Source organism: Actinomadura sp. WMMB 499 (assembly GCF_008824145.1).
In the GTDB taxonomy this organism is placed as follows: domain Bacteria; phylum Actinomycetota; class Actinomycetes; order Streptosporangiales; family Streptosporangiaceae; genus Spirillospora.
On record NZ_CP044407.1, the window covers coordinates 3,234,749 to 3,253,387 of the forward strand.

Sequence of the window (18,639 nt, forward strand, 5' to 3'; positions counted from 1 at the left end):
CCGATGTCAGCTGTGGCTTTGGCGCCGGAGACGCCGACGCTCGTCCTCGCTCCGTCCGACCGGGCGCCCGCGCAGGCGCGACGCTTCCTCGTCGAGCAGTTCCGCTCACTCGGTATCGCGGACGACTTCGTCGGGCGGCTCGTGGTTACGGAGTTGGTTACCAACGCCTACAAGCACGTCGGTGTCGGGCACATCGTCGTCCGCATCTTCCCGGACGAGCCCAAGCGGAACGTGTGCGTGGAGGTGTGGGACGAGGGGGCGGCGCTCCCCGTCGTCCGTCCGGAGGACCACGACGCGACGAGCGGGCGCGGCCTGCCGTTGATCACCGAGCTCGTCCAGGAGTGGGGCGTCCGTCCCTTGTACGAGACCGGAAAGGTCGTGTGGGTGCGTTGCGCGCTCTGACCGTCTGGCGGCAAGCCCTCGTCCTGAGCTGGCGCACCTGGTGGGGGTCGTCCACGGCCGGCAGGCATCTCGACGCCCTCGCCGCCGCCCTCCGGGGCATGGGCTACGGGTGCGTCCTGCGGGCCCGGTCGCCGCTGCTATGGGTGCTGGTCGGTGGGCGCGTCCTCGCAGCGATCGGCGTCCGCGCCACCCCCGGCGGGACATGGGGATACGTCGAGTCCGGACGACACCATCTCCACCCGTGCGGTGACGCTGAGGCCGCCGCCGAGCTGGTGGACCGCTTCCTCAAGCACCGCATGTTCCCCGCGACCTGGTAGCCGCGCGACCGTCCTCGGGAGTCACCATGCCCAACCGCGCCAACGACGCCTTCATCGAGCTGGACGCCGACATCGACCAGGCCCTCGCCGATCTGCGCCAAGCCTTCCCCGGTATCTGCATCTGGTACGGCGAGTTCTGCGGATCGCTCTGGGCCCTGCTCCCCGATCGCCTGGCCGAGGCCAAGAACGCCGCCGGGCTCGCCCGTCAGCTCCGCGCCGCCCTCGGCCCGCCGCGTCCCATCGAGGGGGCGGGATGCGGCGCATCACCGCCAAGGCGACGGGACGGCACGTGGAGCGCCCCGCGCCACGACACCGTCCGTCGTCCGCACCGGAGCAGGGGGCGCGGTCGCCTGCTGGCACGGCTTCTCGGAATACTCGTGCCGCTCACCGGGAGCCGCGCCCGGTGAGCGGCACGACGGCACCGGGCGTCAGCCGCCCTGCGCCTGCTGGACGCACTCCTGCGAGTCCGCGTTGACCTTGTTCGGGTCCTTGCCCTCGGTGTTCTTCGGGGCGATCGCCGGGTTCCCCGGCTCGGGCTCGGGCATCTCGTAGCCCTTCGCGCGCATGCACTCGACGACCTTGGTGAGCATCTGCATCTGCGGGTTGCCCTCGCCGCCGCCACCGGCGCCGCCGTTGCCGTTCATCGACCCGCCGCCACCACCGTTGCCGGTGATGGAGCCACCGCCGGAGCCGCCGTCGGTGGGCGCCGTGGTCCCGGGGGCACTCGACGCCGCGGTGGGCGGCGCGGTCGAGGACGCACCGTCCCCGGCGCCGTCCTCGGAGTCTCCTCCACAGGCGCTCACGCTGAACGCCAACGCCAGTGCGGCGACGGGAACGGCGAAACGAATCTTCATTTTCTCCCTTTCCGGTTTTTGACGCATACGAAAGGGCGTCGCCCGCGCACAACCATGTGCTCGAGCGACGCCCCCCTTGAAAATCTGCGATTCGCTACCTGGGCGGATACTGTCCGCCGGGCGGCCCTCCGGGCCCCTGGGGCGGCGGCGCCTGCGGCTGCCCGCCCTGAGGCTGCATCGGAGGCTGCGGTGCACCGCCCTGCGGCGGCGGTCCGTACTGCTGCTGAGGCGGCATGGGCGGACCCGGCTGCTGGCCACCCCATCCCGGAGGCGGCCCCGGCTGACCACCCTGCGGACCGAAACCAGGCCCTGGGCCGGGCCCCGCCGGAGCGGCCTTCTTCTTGCTCTTCCGGATGAGCAGGAACGCGACCAACGCGCCCACGATGACGACCGCTCCGACGACCCCGAGCAGGATCATCGTGTTCCGGTTCGCGTTGTCCGACGCCTTCGTCTGCTCCGACGGAGGCACGTCCTTCTTCTCAGCGTTCTGGCCACCTGCCTGCTCCCCGCCGCCCTGGACGGCGTTAGGGTTCGCCTGCTTCCACTGGTCATACTCCGCGTACACGGAGTTGGACGCAGACTTGGGCACCTGGGCAGTCAGTGCTGCCACCGGAATGATGACACCAACGCCAGTCATGTTGTCCTTGCCGGGAGGCCCAGCGTCCTTGGTGGTGTTGAGAAGCCGCTGGACGACCTCGCGTCCAGACATCTGCGGATACTTCGCGCGCACGAGCGCGACAACCGAGGAAGTCAGCGCCGCTGAACCACTGGTTCCGGCGACACGCTCACTGATTTGGCCATTCGCCAGAAGTGCCGCCATCGATGCACCTGGAGCCGCGATGTCAACATATGGTTGACGTTCCGTAGCAAACCAAGCACGCTTCTCATTGTCAACAGCACCGACTGCGAGAACACCCACGCAGTTGGCCGGTTCCATAGACGGATTACCGCGATCGCCGCTGTTGCCGGCCGAGGCGACGACCACCACATCGCGCTCAAGCGCGTAGGACACAGCCTGTTGCGTCTCCGGACGGCACTGTCCTCCCGGAGGCGTGAGCCCTTGGGAAAGGTTGATCACTTTTGCTCCGCGATCGACCGCGAAACGAATGGACTTGTCCCAGTTAGTCAAGTTGGCCTTGATGGCCATCGCTTTTGCTTGCGGGGCCACTCCGACATAGCCGGTGCCTCCACCCTGGCCGACCATGAGCGCAGCCATCGATGTGCCGTGCGACTCCTGTAGGTCGGTCGAGCCACCGACGTAGCCGTTCCCCGACCCTTGGGTGAGATCCGTCCCTGGGACCACTGCGCCTTTCAGATCAGGCAGGTTCCCGTTGATTCCGGAATCGATGACCCCGATGGTAACTCCGGATCCCTGGGTGATCGGCCAAACCTTCTGCTGAACTTCCCAGGCTGTAAACCACCACTGGTCGTTCCGGGGTCCGGGTACGGCCCCGGCAGGCGTCGCGCTGGTGAGGACCAGAAGGGAGCTCGCTCCGACCCCGGCCAGCCATCGTGTCATCCGTCGCACAGCACAACCTCACTCAATGGGATACGGCGTGGGCGGCTCGAATGTCATTCGAACTGCCCACGCCGTGTCACGCATTCTCTTGTGGCCGAGCCTGCGGTCAGCCGATCACCGGGGGAGCAGTGTCGCCATCGTTACCGCCCCAGACGTCCTCGTCCTCGGTGAGCCAGGTGGTGCGCTCGTGCTCCTCCTGGTTGTTACCGCCGCCGCCTCCGCCGCCCATCGGGGCGCCGCCCATCATGCCACGGCCACCGGCTCCGGAGCCAAGGCCCTTGCCACCGGCACCCGCGCCGCCCGCGCCACGACCGCCGCCCATGCCGCCACCGGCGAGACCGCCGGCGCCGGGCATCGCGCCGCCCATGCCGCCACCGGCGCCACCGAGAGCACCGCCGCCACCGGGCATGCCGCCGCCACCGCCGCCGAGGCCGCCGCGGCCGAAGGGGTCGCCGCCGAGGCTGCCGCCGCCACCCGACAGGCCGCCGCCACCGGGGAGACCGGCCAGGTCGGAGCTACCGCCGCCGATGCCGCCACCGCCTCCCGGGATGCTGCCACCGCCGCCAGGGAAGCCGCCTCCGCCACCGCCCCCGGGGATGCTGCCGCCACCACCCGGCAGGCCGCCACCGCCGCCTCCGGGGATGCTGCCGCCGCCCGGCAGGCCGCCGCCGACGCCGCCGCCACCGGGGATGCTGCCACCGCCACCGGGCATGCTGCCGCCGCCCGGCAGGCCGCCGCCCATGCCGCCGCCACCGGGGATGCTGCCGCCGCCACCGTCGAGGTCGGGGTTCGGCGGAGGGTCTTGGCGCCACTGGCCCGTCGTCGGCAGGTTGGTGGAGATGCTGGCGGGCATCTGGGTGTTGGAGTTGTTCGTGGCCTCGCCGAGCTGGCGCATGTGCTGCTTCGCGGCGTCGTCCTCGGCGCTGTCCAGGATGCCGAGGGCCTCGCCGATCTTCTTGCCACCGAGGGCGATCGCACCGCCCGCCGGGCCCGCGACGACGGTTCCGGCCGCGACGACGCCCGCGTCGTCCCAGGAGAGGTTGCCGAAGAAGCCCTTGCCGGGGCGGTTGCTCTGGAACTGGCGGATGACTTCCGCGTGGTTCACCAGAGCCCGGCCGGTCTCGTCGGAGACCTGGCGCATGCTCTCGGCGCTGCCCTGCAGGTACTCCATCTGCTCGATGGTGGCGTCGGCGTCGTCGCCCTTCCAGACGTTGGCCAACGCGGACATCTGGGTGCGCAGTACCCGGGCGGCGCTCTCGAACTTCGAGGCCGCGCCGTTGTAGGCGTTGCCGGCACCCTCGACACGACCGGGGTCCATCGCGTCGAGGATCTGGTTCATCTCATCGATGCCACCGTCCCACTCGACAGGACTGTCCATGTTCGAGCGGATCGGCTCCTGGTGCGGAGTGTTACCCATTTCTCAATCCCACCTAGTCAGCCGGTCTCAGTACGCGGAGGTGTTGTTGAGGTTCGCGTTCACCTGGTTGGCGTTCGCCGCGTTGCCCTGGTCGGTCTCTTCGTGGTTGCCGACGATGCGGTCCAGGGCGTCGATGATGCCCTGGTAGCTGTTCAGGAACCCGTCGTACTGGCCCTTGATCTGGCCGTACGCCGACTGGGAGGACGCGTTGAGCGCGCTCACGGCCGGGTACTGTCCGAGCTCGGAGTTCGTGATGTTGGCGTTCATCGAGATGTCGTTGCGCGTGCCGCTGCCGCTCTCGAACGTCGCCAGGTTGTTGCGGAGGACGCGCAGGATGGCCCTGACCTCGTCCTTGTCGATCTCACTCTTCTGACCCATGAGAGCCTCCCCCGGCGGGCCGGAAGAGCCCGCACCGAATCCACTACTGCCACTCTGGCGATATACGGATACGTCAGGTCTGCCGCGGGAGACGGATCCTGACGATCACCGCTGATCGGCCGCCGGGCGGGCCCGGCGGCCGATCAGCGGCGGTCAACGTCAGCCTCCGATGATGGAGACGTTGTTCTTGACGGTGGCCTGGCCCGTCTCCGAGGACGAGTTGATGACCACGCCGAGCTGGTTCAGGATGCGGGAGATGTCGTCGGCCGACTTCTCCCACTCCGCCTTGGCCTGGAAGTACGCCTCGCGAGCGCCGTCCTCCCACTGGCCGAGCTTGCCCTCGACGCTCTTGGCGAGGTCGTCGAGCTCCTGGCGCATCTGGTTGTGCTTCTGCTGGAACGACGCGTACGCCTGCTGCATCGCGCCGAAGTCCATCGACTGAAAGGACATCGTTCTCCTTCGTGCCTTCGGGTCTCTGCGTTACGGTCAGCCGTTGAGCAGGCCGGCGACGCGGTTGACTTCCTCCGCCTGCTGCTGCTCGCTCGCCTCGTAGTTGATCTTGACCTGGACGAGCTTCTCGTGCAGACCGTCGAGGACCTGGAGCACGTTGCCGAGCTCGGAGTTGAACTCGTTGTAGACGCGGGTGAAGGCGTTGCCCGCCTCACCGATCCAGCGGCCCTGGAGCTGCGACTGCTCCTGACCGAGGTCGCCCTGCATCTTGCGCAGGTCCTGAGCCGCGGCCTCCACCCGCTGGGCGGCCGCATTCATTTCCGCTCTGTCGACCGTTGACCTCTGACCCATCAGTCATCCCTTCCAGTAGCCACTACATCGGGTTGGACGCGGCGTGCGCCTGATCGGTTCGACCCGATTGACACGAGTTTCACCCCATCGTCCGGCACAACGCCCTTACGGTAAAGCCCACCACCGTAGGCGGGCGAACAGATATCTGTCGACCCCGTTGTGAACTGCGACAATGCGGGATCGGCTTGTCGAGTGCGGCGGTCAACCCCAGAGCGAGGTGTTGGACTGCTCCGCCGACTGGTAGTTCTGCTGGGCGGTACCGATGCCCTGGCCGAACTCCTTCACCAGGTCGGCCATCTCGCGGGCCGCCTTGTCCCACTTGGCCTTCGCCTCGAAGTAGGCGTCGCGCGAGTCGTCCTCCCACACGGCGAGGCGGCTCTGGATGTCGGACTCGAGGTCGTCCAGGGCCTGCACCATCTGGCTGTGCGTGCTCTTGAACATGGCCTCGGCCTGCTTCATCGTGGCGTAGTCCGTGCTGAAGGCCTGGCTCACAACGACTCCTCCGTGGCGTGCGCGACGATCAAGAGCGTACCAAGAGCCGGTGACACGGTCCTGATCGTTCGGTAACGGTCGGTCATCCCGCGGCACCCTCCGAGGTGATGGGCAGGATCGCTTTCTGCGGGTCCAGCGCGGGCCCCTGCGGGATGAGGTTCAGCAGGTTGGCGGGGACGGGCACCGAGTCATTCTTGTCCGCCGAGATGGTGTACCCGAGAGCCTTGGCCGTCTCCGCGGACTGGAGCGAGTAGCGGCGACCGGAATCGGTGATGAGCGTATAGGTGTTGATCGCATCAACCGATCCCGAGTTCGGGAGGACGCCCGCGAGAATTGCGGCGCCGGGGGGCAGGACGACATTGTCGACGCCCGTTCCGGACGCCGCCGCGGGCATCGGCAGGTCCTGGCCGCCGCCGATCGTCAGCTCGGCGGTCTGCGAGCCCTTCTCGGTGTCGGGGTAGACGACGCACAGCGACTGGCTTGGGTCGTAGGCGCGGAGCTGGATCGCGGTCTGCGGGAGCTGCTCGTTCACGAGCTTCTGCGCGGACCGGTGCGTGGTGACCGCGCTGCCGTCCAGCGGGCCGTTCTTCGGCAGGGTGTAGGACGCCGAGTTCTGGATGAGCGACGCCTGCAGGGCGGTGACGGGCGCGTAGCCGTCGTTCAGCAGCACGTAGTACTGGTCGCCCGCGCCGACGCCCTTCACCACGAAGACCTGCCCGATCTTGCCGGTGGCACCCTCGAAGGACGGGTCGCCGCCGGCGCCCTGGATCTGCGGGGCCGCGAAGTCCGGCCCGGCGGGCAGCGCGTTGACGAAGCCGGGCGAGACCTGCGCGGGCGCGGACGCGCCGAGCACGGTCATGCCCGCGGGTGAGAGCTTGAGGCGCTGGTTCTTCCAGATCAGCCAGTTGTTGTTCTGCCCGGCACTGACGACGACGCCGCTGTTCGCGTCCACCTTCTCGCCGCCGACCTCCTGGCCCGCGACGAGCGACACCGCCGACTGGCCCACGCCGCCCTGCTGCCGCTGCCGGACGCACACCGACCAGGGGCCGCCGACGAGCCGGTCGGACTTCGGCACCGAGTCGGGGGCGCCGGGGATGCCGATGCGGGGGCCGCGTGGGAAGTCCTGCAGCGACTCGGCCGACACCGTCTTCTGCTCCGCGGAGCCCCCGCCCAGGGACGCCGCGAGCTTCGCCGACGCGTAGTTCGCGACCGGGCAGAGCACGTCCTCCTGGGCGCCCTGCGGGGTGCACCACACGTACTGGGCGCCGGTCTCCTCCTCGATGAGCAGGACGCCCTTGGCGTCCAGGCCCTTGTTTCCGCCCCCGAACAGCAGGCCGACGATGCCGAACACGGCCGCCGCCAGGACGCCGACCATGATCCCGGCGAACAGCCCGACGTTGAGCTTGCGCAGCGGCTGCTCGGGGAAGTCCGGCTCGGCCAGGATGAGCGCCTGCGACGCGCGGTGCGTCATCAGGCGGTGCGCCTGGAGCAGATCCCGTTTCGTCTGCATCGAACGTCCTCCTCGCCCGTCAGCTCGCCAGCGTGTGGACGTACTCGAGGACGCCCGTCACGCCGAGTGCCAGCGGGATCATCGCGACCACGAGCATGATCTCGAGGATGTCGCCGGCGCGGCCCCAGAACGGCGTCGGCCGGTTCCCCGGCAGCCACATGCCGACGCCGACCGCGATGCCGGACATCACCAGCGTCGGCACCAGCACGGCGACGAGCACCATGACCTGCGAGTTCATGCTCAGCGCGGTCCCGGCGGCGAGCAGCGCGAGGGCCGCGACGCCCGGGATCAGCATCCACATCTTCTGGTTCCGGCCGCGGAACAGCCGGGCCCGCAGCAGGACGGCGAACGCGACGACCAGGCACATGACGGGCGACACCCAGCCGTCGTCGAACGACAGCGGGATCGCGGCGCCGAGCACGGTCAGGCCGATCGCCGAGACGCCGCCGGTGACGTAGCGGTCGGCGAGGGACGTCCGCTCCAGCAGTTCCTGGCCGTCCACCGAGAGGGTGTCGCGGCGCAGGTCCTCGGCGCTGCTCGGCACCGGTGGGAGCTGCACCCGCGCGAACTTGAACGCGATGCCCGGCAGCAGCGGCGTCAGCGCGAGGACGATCGTGACGGTGACGGCCGCGACGCCCGCGGCGTCCATGTCGAACACCATCGGGATCGCGCAGTCGATCGTCCCGAATAGGGCCGCGATCGCGATGCCGTAGAAGACGGGCAGTCCCTGCGAGATGCCGAACCCGGCGATCGTCGCGGCGAGGACGACCGCGCCGAACCCGGCGACCAGGTGCAGGGCGTCGAGGTCGAACAGGGCGTCGTCCCCGGCGGGGGCGAGCATCCCGGCGAGGAACGCGTACGGCAGGGCGGCGTAGCCGAGGGCCGCGCCGGCGCCCGCGTCGCCGAGCGCCCGCGACAGCGCGACGCCGCCGGCGAGCAGGACGACCGCGATGGCGCCGGCCACGATCGCCGGGACCAGCCACGACGGTCCGGACAGCAGCAGCGTGAAGCCGCCGACGATGAGCCCGGCGACGCCCCAGCCGAGGGCGAACCGGCGGGTGGAGTCCTGCCGCCAGCGTCCGGGACGGTCGTTGACGGCGGTCGCGACGACGTCCGGGACGTCGTCGAACGCGAGGTCGGGGATCTGCGACATGCGGGGCCGCAGGTAGATCAGGTCACCGTCGCGCAGCCCCGCGTGGGACGGCGTGCTGGACGGGTCGAAGGGTGCCTCGTCGAGCTTCTGCAGGACCCAGCCGCCGTGCGCCAGTCCGGCGTCCGCCAGGTTCTGGCCCGCGTACCGCAGGATCGTCGGGTACAGCTCGGCGAACGTGGAGTCCGCGGGCAGGGCGATGTCGACCCGTCGGCTCGGCCCGACGACCGTGACGCGGCAGAGATCGGCCCCAGGGGGAGCGCTCACGATGTCCTCGCAAGTTGTCCGGATTGAAACGGGGGGCGTGACACCTGCTGGTTTCGGTCAGGTGTGCGGGGTTGCCCGTGCCTCTCAGTAGTGCGAATCGGGCTAACCCTAGTATCCGGACACTCCCACCGTGTAGTCGACGTCCGCCGACACCTCTACCATCAATCCGGATAAGGGGGCGAAAGCCGCCGCCGATACGACGGGGCGGACAACTCTCGCGGGGGCGGGGGTCGCTCTGCGGCTCGAGGGAGGAACAGCAGCGTGAGCACCGTGATCGTCCGACGCAGGGAGCGGAAGAAACCCCCCGCGCCGCCTCGTGGTGAGATCCTGCTCGAGTCGCCTCCCGAGTTGCCCGAGCTGATCCCGCAGGGCATGCAGGGGGTGCTGACGTACCTGCCGATGCTGGCCGGCTCCGGGGCCATGGTCTTCATGCTGGTGGGACGGGGCGGGGGCCCGCTCCAGTACGTCGCGGGCGGCATGTTCGCCATCTCGATGTTCGGCATGATGCTCGGCCAGGTCGGCCGCAACAGCGGTGAGCGCAAGGTCAAGCTGAACAACGACCGGCGCGACTACCTGCGGTATCTCGGGCAGGTCCGGAAGAAGGTCCGCAGCGCCGCCAAGCAGCAGCGCGAGGCGATGGAGTGGGGCAGCCCCGACCCGGCCTCGCTGTGGTGGCTGGCGATGAGCGCGCGGCTGTGGGAGCGGCGGCCGTCCGACGACGACTTCATCCAGGTCCGGATCGGCACCGGCGCGCAGAAGCTCGCGGTGCAGCTGATCCCGCCGGAGACGAAGCCGATCGAGGACCTCGAGCCGATGACGGCGGGTGCCCTCCGGCGGTTCGTGCGCGCCCACTCGAACGTCCCGAACCTGCCGATCTCGGTGTCGCTGCGGTCGTTCGCGCGGCTCGTCCCGTCCGGTGACCCCGAGGCCGTGTACGGGCTGATGCGGGCGCTGATCGTGCAGATCGCCACGTTCCACTCCCCCGACGACGTGCGGATCGCGGTGTGCGCGTCCAAGCAGCGGATGCCGTGGTGGCAGTGGATCAAGTGGCTGCCGCACAACCTGCACCCGTCCGAGACGGACGCGGCGGGGCCCGTCCGGCTGATGGCCGAGAGCATGTCGACGCTCGAGGCGATGTTCGGGCAGGACGTGAAGGACCGCCCGCGGTTCCAGCCGGGCCTGTCGCAGGACGACCTGCCGTACCACATCATCATCATGGACGGCGGCCAGGCGTCCTACGACTCGCAGCTCGCCGCCGACGGCGTCGAGGGCGTCTGCGTCATCGACCTCACCGGGTCGACCGCGCCGGTCATGGAGCAGGCGATGCTGCGCATCGCCGTCAACGCCCAGCAGGTCGCGCGGCTCACGAAGGACCGCACCGGCAAGGACGTCCCGAACCGCATCGGCAAGCCCGACTCCATCACCCTGCAGCAGGCGGAGGCCCTCGCCCGCCAGCTCGCGCCGCTGCGCGCCAGCGCCACCGCCGGGCCCGAGGAGGACGCGCTGTCGGGCGCGACCACCGTCACGTCGCTGCTCGGCATCGACAACCCGTTCAACGTGAACGCGGCGGAGATGTGGCGCCCGCGCGCGCCCCGCAACCGGCTGCGGGTGCCGATCGGCATCGACCCCGAGGGACGGCCCGTCCACCTCGACATCAAGGAGTCGGCGCAGGGCGGCATGGGCCCCCACGGACTGTGCATCGGCGCGACCGGTTCCGGTAAGTCGGAGGCGCTGCGGACGCTCGTCCTCGGGCTCGCGATGACGCACTCGCCCGAGGTGCTGAACTTCGTCCTCGTCGACTTCAAGGGCGGTGCGACGTTCCTGGGGATGGACGACCTCCGGCACGTGTCCGCGATCATCACGAACCTGGAGGACGAGCTCCCGCTCGTCGACCGCATGTACGACGCGCTGCACGGCGAGATGGTGCGGCGGCAGGAGTACCTGCGCTCGCAGGGCAACTACGCCTCGCTGCGCGACTACGAGAAGGCCCGCGAGCAGGGCGCCGACCTCAAGCCGATGCCGACGCTGTTCCTCGTCCTGGACGAGTTCTCCGAACTGCTGTCGGCCAAGCCCGAGTTCGCCGACCTGTTCGTCATGATCGGACGGCTCGGCCGTTCGCTGGGCGTCCACATCCTGCTGGCGTCGCAGCGGCTGGAGGAGGGCAAGCTCCGCGGCCTCGACACGCACCTGTCGTACCGGATCGGCCTGCGGACGTTCTCCGCGCAGGAGTCGCGCGTCGTGCTGGGCGTCCCGGACGCCTACGAGCTGCCGTCCGCGCCCGGCCACGGCTACATGAAGTTCGGCACCGAGGCGATGACGCGGTTCCGCGCCGGGTACGTGTCCGGCCCCGCCGACGAGGACCTCGCGCCGCGCGAGCAGGCCGGTCCGCAGGTCGTCAAGCAGATCGTCCCGTACATCCCGGACTACATCCGGCCGCGCGTCATCGAGCAGCCGCAGCAGGAGCAGGAACCCGAGCGCGAGTCGGTCGGGACGCTGTTCGACGTCATCGTCAAGCAGCTCGAGAACCAGGGGCCGCCCGCGCACGCGATCTGGCTGCCGCCGCTCGACGCGTCCCCCACGCTGGACGAGCTGCTGCCGACGCTCGCGGTCGTCCCCGGGCACGGCCTCACCACCCAGCACGAGGGCTGGCGGAACCGGCTGCACGCCATCACCGGCATCATCGACAAGCCGTTCGAGCAGCGCCGCGACCCGATGTACGTCGACCTGTCCGGCGCGGCCGGCAACGCGGGCATCGCCGGGTCGCCGCAGACCGGCAAGTCGACGACGCTCCGCACGCTGATCGCGTCCCTCGCGCTCACCCACACGCCGCAGCAGGTGCAGTTCTACTGCCTCGACTTCGGCGGCGGGACGCTCGGCGCGCTCAGCGACCTCCCGCACATCGGCGGCGTCGCGAACCGCCTGGACGCCGACCGCGTCCGGCGCACCGTCGCGGAGGTCACCGCGCTGCTGGAGAACCGCGAGCGCGAGTTCGCCGAGCGCGGCATCGACTCGATGGCGACGTTCCGGCGGATGCGGGCGTCCGGCGAGCTCAGCGGCGACGGGTACGGCGACGTGTTCCTCGTCGTGGACGGCTGGATGACGCTCCGGCAGGACTACGAGAACCTCGAGGGCACCATCACCGACCTGACCGCCCGCGGTCTCGGCTACGGCATCCACGTGATCGCCACGGTGAACAAGTGGTCCGAATTCCGGATGAACATCCGGGACCTGTTCGGTACCAAGCTCGAACTCCGGCTCGGCGACCCGTACGACTCGGAGATCGACCGCCGGCTCGCCGACAACGTCCCCGAGGGCAAGCCGGGCCGCGGCCTGACCCGCGAGGGGCACCACTGCCTGATGTCGCTGCCGCGCCTGGACGGCAACTCCGACGACTCCACGCTCGCCGACGGCGTCAAGCAGCTCGTCAACGCGGTCGCCGCGAACTGGGAGGGCCCGAAGGCCCCGCAGGTCCGGATGCTGCCGGCCGTCTTCCCCGTCACCTCGCTGCCGGCGCCCGCCGAGACCGGCTCGCGGATCCCGATCGGCATCGACGAGGACTCGCTGCAGCCGGTCTTCCTCGACTTCCAGCAGGAGTCGCACTTCCTCGTCATGGGCGACACCGAGTGCGGCAAGTCGAACCTGATGCGGATCATCACCCAGTCGATCATCGACCGGTACACGCCACAGCAGGCGCGGATGATCTTCCTGGACTACCGGCGGGCCCTGCTCGACGCCGCCGAGACCGAGCACCGCATCGGCTACGCCGCCTCGTCCGCGGCGGCGTCCGGGCTGGTCAAGGACATCGTCGGCGCCCTGCAGGCCCGGCTCCCCCCGGCCGACCTGACGCCCGAGCAGCTCCGCGACCGCTCCTGGTGGACGGGTGCCGACCTGTTCCTGATCATCGACGACTACGACCTCGTCGCGACCTCGAACAACCCGGTCACCCAGCTCGCCGAACTGCTCCCGCAGGCCCGCGACATCGGCCTGCACGTCATCGTCTCCCGCGCCTACGGCGGCGCGGGCCGCGCGATGTACGACCCGATCCTGCAGCGCATCAAGGAAATGGGATCGCCCGCGCTGCTCATGTCGGGTAACAAGGACGAGGGCGTCGTGCTCGGCAACATCAAGGGCCACCCCCTGCCCCCCGGCCGCGGCTACTACATCGACCGCCGCAAGGGAACCCGCCTCATCCAGACCGCACACCAGGAGTAAGAGAAACCAATGGCCGACTTCAGCCTCGGCGAAGGCTTCGAACGTTTCCAGCGCGACATGCAGCAGCAGATGGGCGACTTCTCCAAGATCCAGGAGTCCGTCCAGGAGGCCGTCGGGACGGGCGAGGCCGCCGACGGCCGGATCATCGCCGAGTACCGCGCCGAGGGCGGGCTGACGAGGCTGGACATCGACCCCCGCGCGATGCGCCTCGCGGCCGTCGAACTCAGCGAGGCGATCCGCACCGCGGTCAACGCGGCCGCCCAGGACTTCCAGACGAAGGTCCGCGAGGCCGGCTCGTCCGTCTTCGGCGACCCCGAGAAGCCCATCGACCCCTCGCAGGCCCTCGCGTCCCTCGACAAGCTCGCCAACGGCTTCGCGGGGCAGATGCGCGATCTCGCACGGGAACTCGGCGTCCAGCAGCAGCGGGCGCAGGAGGCGATGAACAACTACAAGGGCAACCACCCCGGCGACCGCCGCTGACGTTCCACGAACGAGGGCCCCGGTCCGTCCGCCCGCCACGAGCGGACGGATGGACCGGGGCCTTCGCTCATTACGCGGGAGGTAATCGCCGCGGGACGGACGGCGCTGCCAAGATCGACTCGTCCCGTTCAAGGATCAAGAGGAGACCCGCCATGTCCGACACCGCAACACCCACGAGCACGAGCACGCGCACCGTCGTCGAGGAGCTGCTGGGCCGGATCGCCGGGGGCGACCCGGAGCAGATCGCAGCGATGTACGCCGAGCGCGTCGACTGGAGGCTGGACTGGCCCGAAGCGGAGCACGGCCGCGCCGCCACCCCGTGGATCCGGCACCGATCCACCCGCGCCGACGCCGCCGCCCACTTCAGGCAGATCGCCGAACACCACGTCCCCGAGAAGGTCGACACCCAGGTGGAGCGCATTCTGGTGGACGGTTCCGACGCGGTCGTCCTGGGCGAGATCCGGCAGACGGCCCGTCCCACCGGCCGTGCCTACCGTGCCCGGTTCGCCCTGCACCTCACGGTCGAGGACGGACTCGTCACCCGGCACCACGTCTACGAAGACAGCCTCGCCGTCGCAACGGCCTTCACGCCCTGATCGACAACCGCCCCGCACGGCGACGCAGCGCACCGGCCTGTCAGGCCCCGTCGAGCAGGTCGATCGCCACCGGCGACGCGATCACCAGCATCCGCAGGTTCTCCGGAACCTCCCGCTCGAACTCGATCCACTTCCCATCGAACCGGGCGATCGGCGTTCGGTAGGCATTGAAGTACTGATACTTCCCGGTAGAGAGGGTCCCTCTCCCCTTGCCTACCACCTTTTCTTCGAAGTCACACAGGACGACATCTTCTGCATCGAGCAACTGCCACCGATACTGCGCGATCGTTTTTCCCATCATATTGTCTTTCACCCTTTGATGATTTGCCATCACCTTGCCACAGATGGAACCATCGGGCATTCGAAGAATGAGAGCGACTCCCATGTATCCGGCGACATCAGTCTCCACGGGAGCCCGCTCGATACTGAAGAGCGTTTCGCGGCTCAAATCGAGAAATCGCAGGAACACAAAAGAGTAATCACGCTCGTTAGCGAACATGCGCCCGAGCCGACCCCTGGGCTTACCGCCAACGACCTGCTCTACCGACGCGAGTACACCGTCCGCCTGGTCACGGTACTCATACGAACGTCGCGACTTATTGTCGAACCGCATCTTGGCCGACTCTAGAAGTGTCTCCACCTCACCCTCCCGCCATAACCATCGACTGGCTATTTTCCGCTATCCCAGGGTGGATCAAAGTTCTTCTCTTGACTGCCCCAAGGGGCAACCCAGGTCGCTTTGTTCTCGCTCGTACCGTCCGGGTTGACGGTGCCTTCATAAGCTCCCTTGGCTCCGGTGTGCGGCTGTTCCAGGCCGGTACTGTAAGTGGTTTTCTCTTCCCCCTCGGCATTCCATTCGCGTTTGACGCCTCCGGTGAGATCGACTCCCGGGCCAGGCTGCTTGCCTTTGAGTTCGAAGTCCCCGCCAGCATAACCTTCAGGGCCATACTTACGGTGTCCGGATACCTCGAATTCCGGTCCCATCTCGTGCGGAATCTTGACCTTTGCGCCGCCACCGACATTCCAAGTCGTATCGTAGGCGCGATCTGCATCCAGGTCGATCGACTGCAATCCATAGCCTCGGTGCCCCCACGTCTTGCCCGGTGCCCACGGGACCGAGTCGAACTCGCCGTTCGCGCGGTTCAGCCAGGCGAGGCCCGTGTTGGCGGCGCCCTCCAGGAGGTTGGCACCGGCGCCCGCCGAGCCGGTGAGGAGCGCCTGCTTGAAGGCGGTGGCCGCTTCCTGGCTGCCGTGCTCGGCCTGCTTGTTCGCCGTGACGGCAGCACCCCCCGCGAGGACGGCTGCACACATCTGCCCGGCCGTGGCGAGGATGCCGGTCATCACGTACGTGACGGTGAGCGCCGTCCCTGCTAGGGACAGGCAGGCCGCGTACAGGGTTCCGAGGCTGGCCACGGCGGCGGTCGCCAGTGCCGCCAGGAAGGCCGCGATGGCGATGGCGGCGATCGCGTAGACGAAGAGCGCCCAGGCCAGGGAGATGAGGGCGTAGTGGACGGCCATGCAGTAGTTGTGGAGGTACTCCATCTGCAGGCAGTAGTCGTCCACCGCCTGCTGGTACTTCTCGCGGTCGTCGGCGTTCCAGTCCGCAGTTGGAATGCCGCTGACGAAGCTCTTCCACTGCTCGATCGCCGTCCGGACCTCTGCCGCCGACTCGGCCCATTTGTTGGCCGCCTTCTCCAGGTTCTGCGGCTTCCCGGACGCGAGCTTGAACTGGAACGCGATGACCAGCGCGGGAGGGAGGATTCCGGCAGCCGCTGCCATGGCGACCGCTCCGTTCATCAAGCCCTCGGCGGCACCGACCACGGAGTTTCCGGGGATGAACGCGCCGACTGCGGCGGCGCCCGCTGCCCCTGCGCCCGCACCGGCGCCGGCCCCTGCGGCCTTCCGCTGCGTCCCGGAGTCGAGGCTTTGCCACGCCTCACGCGCGGTCGGCCCCTGGTTCTGACTCTGACCTTGCGGCTGGGTCCCGCCCTGTGGGGGTGCGCCGCCCTGTGGAGTTGTCTCGCCTTGGGGAGGCGTCCCGCCTTGGGGCGGGGTCTGGCCGCCGGGCGGGGTCTCGTTGCCGGGGCCTCCGGTGCCCTCTTCGCGTGGTGGAGTCATCTCGCGTCCCTCTCCGTCTGTCACGAACGCCGGATCGTGCTCTTCTCGTTGGCCGTGCCGTAGGTGGACGCGGTTTTGGCCAGGCGTTCGACGTATGACTCGGCGACGCGCTTCTGGGCCTTGAGGTCCTCGAAGGCGAACTGGACGGCCATCGGGTACGCGACGGACGCCTGCAGGCAGACGATGCTGAAGTCGCCGCCCTCGAGGTCGTAGACGCCCGATTCGCTCAGCAGATCGCCCGCGTGGTCGATCTTGGGGATGACCGTTGAGGAGAGGTCTTGGCCGTGTTTGTTGATGCGCTCTGGGTTGACGTCTTTCCGACCCGGTGCCATGGTCCCCGCCTTCGTTGAGTCACCGATGCGCGACGGCACGCTAGTGGATCAGCCGGAACGCGCGGGCGGAGAGAAGGTTTGGGACAGGATGTTCGGCGGATTCTGGGGCGGATAATTGGGCCCATCTGACGCGTCAAAGGATGTATCCGCACTTCAGCGCACATGACGAACGCCGCCTCGGTGAGTCGGGGGGCTCGTCGAGGCGGCGTCCGGTGGATCGGAACGTTCCCGGTTACTGGTCCCAGGGCGGTGTCTCGTCACCTACGGGGACGTCGCCGACGGGGGTCGTGCCGGTGCCGGACCAGTGGGACTGGCCGTCGCCCGTGTACGCGTAGTTCTGCGTGTAGCCGCCGACGGTGCCGCCGTTGTAGGTGCCGTTCGCGGAGACGGACGTGTTCCCGTCGCCCGACTCGAAGTCGTGCTCGCCCTCGACGGAGACCTCGCCGCCGTAGTTGCCGCTGCCCTCGTAGCCGCCCGTGGCGCTGTAGTTGAGGCTTCCGTCGTCGCCCTGGCCGACGCCGTCGGCGTCGGTGTAGCCGACCTCGCCCTCGGCGCTCCAGCCGCCCTGGGTGCTCACGCCGCCGGACACGTCGCCGCCGACGAAGCCCTCGTCGTCGCCCCACATGACGTGCCCGCCGCCGGTGATCTCGGTCTGGCCGGCCGTCTCGAAGGTGGCGCCGCCGCCGGCCGTCCAGACGCCCTCGGCGTCGCGGTCGGCGTCGAGGTCGATCTCGCTCAGCGGCGAGTTGCCGCCGCCGCGCGCGTCGATGAAGGCGAGGGGCGCGTTGACGGCGTTCTGCCCGAGGTTGGCCAGGGCCGAGACCGAGCCGTTCGCCTGGGCCTGCACGAAGTCGGTGAGGGCGGCCTCGTTGCCGCGCTGGGACGAGACGAACGCCGTCAGCATCGAGCCGCCCTGGAAGATGATCGCGACGGCGGTGCCGACCGCGGCGAGGATGCCGGTCGCGACACCGGTGACGGCGATGCAGGTCGAGGCGATGGACACGCAGGACGCGTAGACGGGCGCGCCGACGACGCTGATGAGCGCGGCCGTGGCGATGGCGGCGAGCACGGCCAGGAACGTGCCGATCGCGATCGCGAAGATCGCGAAGGTCATGAGCGCCCAGGCCATCACCATCAGCGCGATGCTGACCGCCTGGCAGAACATCTGCATGGCGTCGAGCTGGGAGACGAACTCCTGGACCTTCGCCTCGTAGGCCTGCCGGTCCTGGGCGTTCCAGTCCTGCTGGGAGATGGCGCCGACGCGTTCCTGCAGCATCGTCTTGGTCGTCTCGACGCTGTTCGCGGCCGTTTCCCAGGCCTTGGCCGCGGTCTCGAGGCCCGCCGGGTTGCCCTTGCTCAGCTTGAGCATGAGGGCGATCGGGATCACCGTGGGCAGCGGGACGGACGCGAGGGTCGTCTCGGTCTCGGCGGTGCCCATCAGGGTGTCGTAGGAGTTGAACGCGCTCATCGAAGGCCCCCTCAGACCCGCTGGATCGTGCTGGCGGTCTCGGCGCTGCCGTAGGTCTTCGCCGTGGCCTCGAGCTTGGCGGCGTAGCCGTCCAGCATGTCGAGGTGGGTCTGGATGTCCTCGAAGGCCCACTGGAGGGCCATCGGGTAGGCCATGGCCGCCATGGTCGCGGTGATGCTGAAGTCGCCGCCCTCGATGGTGCCGTTCCCGCTCAGTTCCTGGAGCCCTTTGTCGAGCTCGGGACGGATCGTGTTCGTGACCTCTTTCGCGTGCTGCGCGATGCGGTCCGGATTGACATTGAGCTGGGTGCCCACAACGACCTCCTG

Annotated in this window: 20 protein-coding genes; 6 read left to right on the plus strand and 14 right to left on the minus strand. The window is 69.0% G+C overall.

The window, feature by feature from the left end:
* Positions 1-3: 3 nt before the first annotated feature.
* Genes F7P10_RS14030 through F7P10_RS14040 form a run of 3 tightly spaced genes read left to right on the plus strand, consistent with a single transcriptional unit; the run spans position 4 to position 1,126 of the window.
* Positions 4-402, plus strand: a complete 399-nt coding sequence (locus tag F7P10_RS14030) for an ATP-binding protein (RefSeq protein WP_151009746.1) — start codon at positions 4-6, stop codon at positions 400-402.
* Positions 390-719: a hypothetical protein gene (locus F7P10_RS14035; RefSeq protein ID WP_151009747.1), complete on the plus strand. Its 330-nt coding sequence runs from the start codon at positions 390-392 to the stop codon at positions 717-719. The genes F7P10_RS14030 and F7P10_RS14035 overlap by 13 nt, the downstream gene beginning before the upstream one ends.
* Before the next feature lie 26 nt (positions 720-745).
* Positions 746-1,126 (plus strand): hypothetical protein, encoded by a 381-nt coding sequence (locus tag F7P10_RS14040; RefSeq protein ID WP_151009748.1) that lies wholly within the window; start codon positions 746-748, stop codon positions 1,124-1,126.
* Between the two features lie 21 nt (positions 1,127-1,147).
* Here F7P10_RS14040 and F7P10_RS14045 read toward each other — a convergent pair whose 3' ends face one another.
* From F7P10_RS14045 to eccD, 9 genes are all read right to left on the minus strand, one after another.
* Positions 1,148-1,573 (minus strand): hypothetical protein, encoded by a 426-nt coding sequence (locus tag F7P10_RS14045; RefSeq protein ID WP_151009749.1) that lies wholly within the window; start codon positions 1,571-1,573, stop codon positions 1,148-1,150.
* Between the two features lie 94 nt (positions 1,574-1,667).
* Positions 1,668-3,092 carry a S8/S53 family peptidase gene (locus tag F7P10_RS14050; RefSeq protein ID WP_151009750.1) on the minus strand — a complete coding sequence of 475 codons (1,425 nt, stop codon included), beginning with the start codon at positions 3,090-3,092 and terminating at the stop codon, positions 1,668-1,670.
* 106 nt (positions 3,093-3,198) lie between these two features.
* Positions 3,199-4,509 carry a WXG100 family type VII secretion target gene (locus tag F7P10_RS14055; RefSeq protein WP_151009751.1) on the minus strand — a complete coding sequence of 437 codons (1,311 nt, stop codon included), beginning with the start codon at positions 4,507-4,509 and terminating at the stop codon, positions 3,199-3,201.
* Between the two features lie 27 nt (positions 4,510-4,536).
* Positions 4,537-4,887 carry a hypothetical protein gene (locus F7P10_RS14060; RefSeq protein ID WP_151009752.1) on the minus strand — a complete coding sequence of 117 codons (351 nt, stop codon included), beginning with the start codon at positions 4,885-4,887 and terminating at the stop codon, positions 4,537-4,539.
* Positions 4,888-5,046: 159 nt separating this feature from the next.
* Positions 5,047-5,337 carry a WXG100 family type VII secretion target gene (locus F7P10_RS14065; protein ID WP_026404403.1) on the minus strand — a complete coding sequence of 97 codons (291 nt, stop codon included), beginning with the start codon at positions 5,335-5,337 and terminating at the stop codon, positions 5,047-5,049.
* A gap of 36 nt (positions 5,338-5,373) precedes the next feature.
* Entirely contained in the window at positions 5,374-5,655 is a 282-nt protein-coding gene (locus tag F7P10_RS14070) for a WXG100 family type VII secretion target (RefSeq protein ID WP_254716600.1), read from the minus strand.
* A 234-nt stretch (positions 5,656-5,889) separates the two neighbouring features.
* Complete coding sequence (locus F7P10_RS14075; RefSeq protein ID WP_151009754.1) at positions 5,890-6,180, minus strand: WXG100 family type VII secretion target; 291 nt, start codon at positions 6,178-6,180, stop codon at positions 5,890-5,892.
* Between the two features lie 82 nt (positions 6,181-6,262).
* Entirely contained in the window at positions 6,263-7,690 is a 1,428-nt protein-coding gene (gene eccB / locus F7P10_RS14080) for a type VII secretion protein EccB (protein WP_151009755.1), read from the minus strand.
* A 19-nt stretch (positions 7,691-7,709) separates the two neighbouring features.
* The gene (gene eccD / locus F7P10_RS14085) at positions 7,710-9,107 is read right to left on the minus strand and encodes a type VII secretion integral membrane protein EccD (protein ID WP_151009756.1); all 1,398 of its coding nucleotides are present in this window, start codon (positions 9,105-9,107) and stop codon (positions 7,710-7,712) included.
* Between the two features lie 261 nt (positions 9,108-9,368).
* Between eccD and eccCa the strand changes: the two genes are divergently transcribed.
* The 3 genes from eccCa to F7P10_RS14100 all read left to right on the plus strand — a co-directional run bounded on the left by eccCa (position 9,369) and on the right by F7P10_RS14100 (position 14,395).
* Positions 9,369-13,319 carry a type VII secretion protein EccCa gene (gene eccCa / locus F7P10_RS14090; RefSeq protein ID WP_151009757.1) on the plus strand — a complete coding sequence of 1,317 codons (3,951 nt, stop codon included), beginning with the start codon at positions 9,369-9,371 and terminating at the stop codon, positions 13,317-13,319.
* 9 nt (positions 13,320-13,328) lie between these two features.
* Complete coding sequence (locus F7P10_RS14095; protein ID WP_151009758.1) at positions 13,329-13,799, plus strand: YbaB/EbfC family nucleoid-associated protein; 471 nt, start codon at positions 13,329-13,331, stop codon at positions 13,797-13,799.
* Between the two features lie 152 nt (positions 13,800-13,951).
* Positions 13,952-14,395, plus strand: a complete 444-nt coding sequence (locus tag F7P10_RS14100) for a nuclear transport factor 2 family protein (RefSeq protein ID WP_151009759.1) — start codon at positions 13,952-13,954, stop codon at positions 14,393-14,395.
* Positions 14,396-14,435: 40 nt separating this feature from the next.
* Here the strand turns inward: F7P10_RS14100 and F7P10_RS14105 are convergent, their stop codons facing one another.
* From F7P10_RS14105 to F7P10_RS14125, 5 genes are all read right to left on the minus strand, one after another.
* Entirely contained in the window at positions 14,436-15,008 is a 573-nt protein-coding gene (locus F7P10_RS14105; RefSeq protein ID WP_151009760.1) for a hypothetical protein, read from the minus strand.
* Between the two features lie 56 nt (positions 15,009-15,064).
* Positions 15,065-16,216, minus strand: coding sequence for a hypothetical protein (locus F7P10_RS14110; protein WP_151009761.1), 1,152 nt, complete (start codon positions 16,214-16,216; stop codon positions 15,065-15,067).
* A 317-nt stretch (positions 16,217-16,533) separates the two neighbouring features.
* Positions 16,534-16,845, minus strand: coding sequence for a hypothetical protein (locus F7P10_RS14115; RefSeq protein ID WP_151009762.1), 312 nt, complete (start codon positions 16,843-16,845; stop codon positions 16,534-16,536).
* A gap of 232 nt (positions 16,846-17,077) precedes the next feature.
* Positions 17,078-18,313 carry a hypothetical protein gene (locus F7P10_RS42305; RefSeq protein WP_176611461.1) on the minus strand — a complete coding sequence of 412 codons (1,236 nt, stop codon included), beginning with the start codon at positions 18,311-18,313 and terminating at the stop codon, positions 17,078-17,080.
* Positions 18,314-18,324: 11 nt separating this feature from the next.
* Complete coding sequence (locus F7P10_RS14125) at positions 18,325-18,627, minus strand: hypothetical protein (protein ID WP_151009763.1); 303 nt, start codon at positions 18,625-18,627, stop codon at positions 18,325-18,327.
* Between the last annotated feature and the right edge of the window lie 12 nt (positions 18,628-18,639).

Bases quoted from the DNA above. Each gene is read 5' to 3' on its own strand.
- F7P10_RS14115 (WP_151009762.1), bottom strand. From the start codon at position 16,845: ATGGCACCGGGTCGGAAAGACGTCAACCCAGAGCGCATCAACAAACAC.
- F7P10_RS14030 (WP_151009746.1), top strand. From the start codon at position 4: ATGTCAGCTGTGGCTTTGGCGCCGGAGACGCCGACGCTCGTCCTCGCT.
- F7P10_RS14050 (WP_151009750.1), bottom strand. From the start codon at position 3,092: ATGACACGATGGCTGGCCGGGGTCGGAGCGAGCTCCCTTCTGGTCCTC.
- F7P10_RS14100 (WP_151009759.1), top strand. From the start codon at position 13,952: ATGTCCGACACCGCAACACCCACGAGCACGAGCACGCGCACCGTCGTC.
- eccB (WP_151009755.1), bottom strand. From the start codon at position 7,690: ATGCAGACGAAACGGGATCTGCTCCAGGCGCACCGCCTGATGACGCAC.
- F7P10_RS14060 (WP_151009752.1), bottom strand. From the start codon at position 4,887: ATGGGTCAGAAGAGTGAGATCGACAAGGACGAGGTCAGGGCCATCCTG.
- F7P10_RS14055 (WP_151009751.1), bottom strand. From the start codon at position 4,509: ATGGGTAACACTCCGCACCAGGAGCCGATCCGCTCGAACATGGACAGT.
- F7P10_RS42305 (WP_176611461.1), bottom strand. From the start codon at position 18,313: ATGAGCGCGTTCAACTCCTACGACACCCTGATGGGCACCGCCGAGACC.
- F7P10_RS14070 (WP_254716600.1), bottom strand. From the start codon at position 5,655: ATGAATGCGGCCGCCCAGCGGGTGGAGGCCGCGGCTCAGGACCTGCGC.
- F7P10_RS14045 (WP_151009749.1), bottom strand. From the start codon at position 1,573: ATGAAGATTCGTTTCGCCGTTCCCGTCGCCGCACTGGCGTTGGCGTTC.
- F7P10_RS14040 (WP_151009748.1), top strand. From the start codon at position 746: ATGCCCAACCGCGCCAACGACGCCTTCATCGAGCTGGACGCCGACATC.
- F7P10_RS14095 (WP_151009758.1), top strand. From the start codon at position 13,329: ATGGCCGACTTCAGCCTCGGCGAAGGCTTCGAACGTTTCCAGCGCGAC.
- F7P10_RS14105 (WP_151009760.1), bottom strand. From the start codon at position 15,008: ATGCGGTTCGACAATAAGTCGCGACGTTCGTATGAGTACCGTGACCAG.
- F7P10_RS14065 (WP_026404403.1), bottom strand. From the start codon at position 5,337: ATGTCCTTTCAGTCGATGGACTTCGGCGCGATGCAGCAGGCGTACGCG.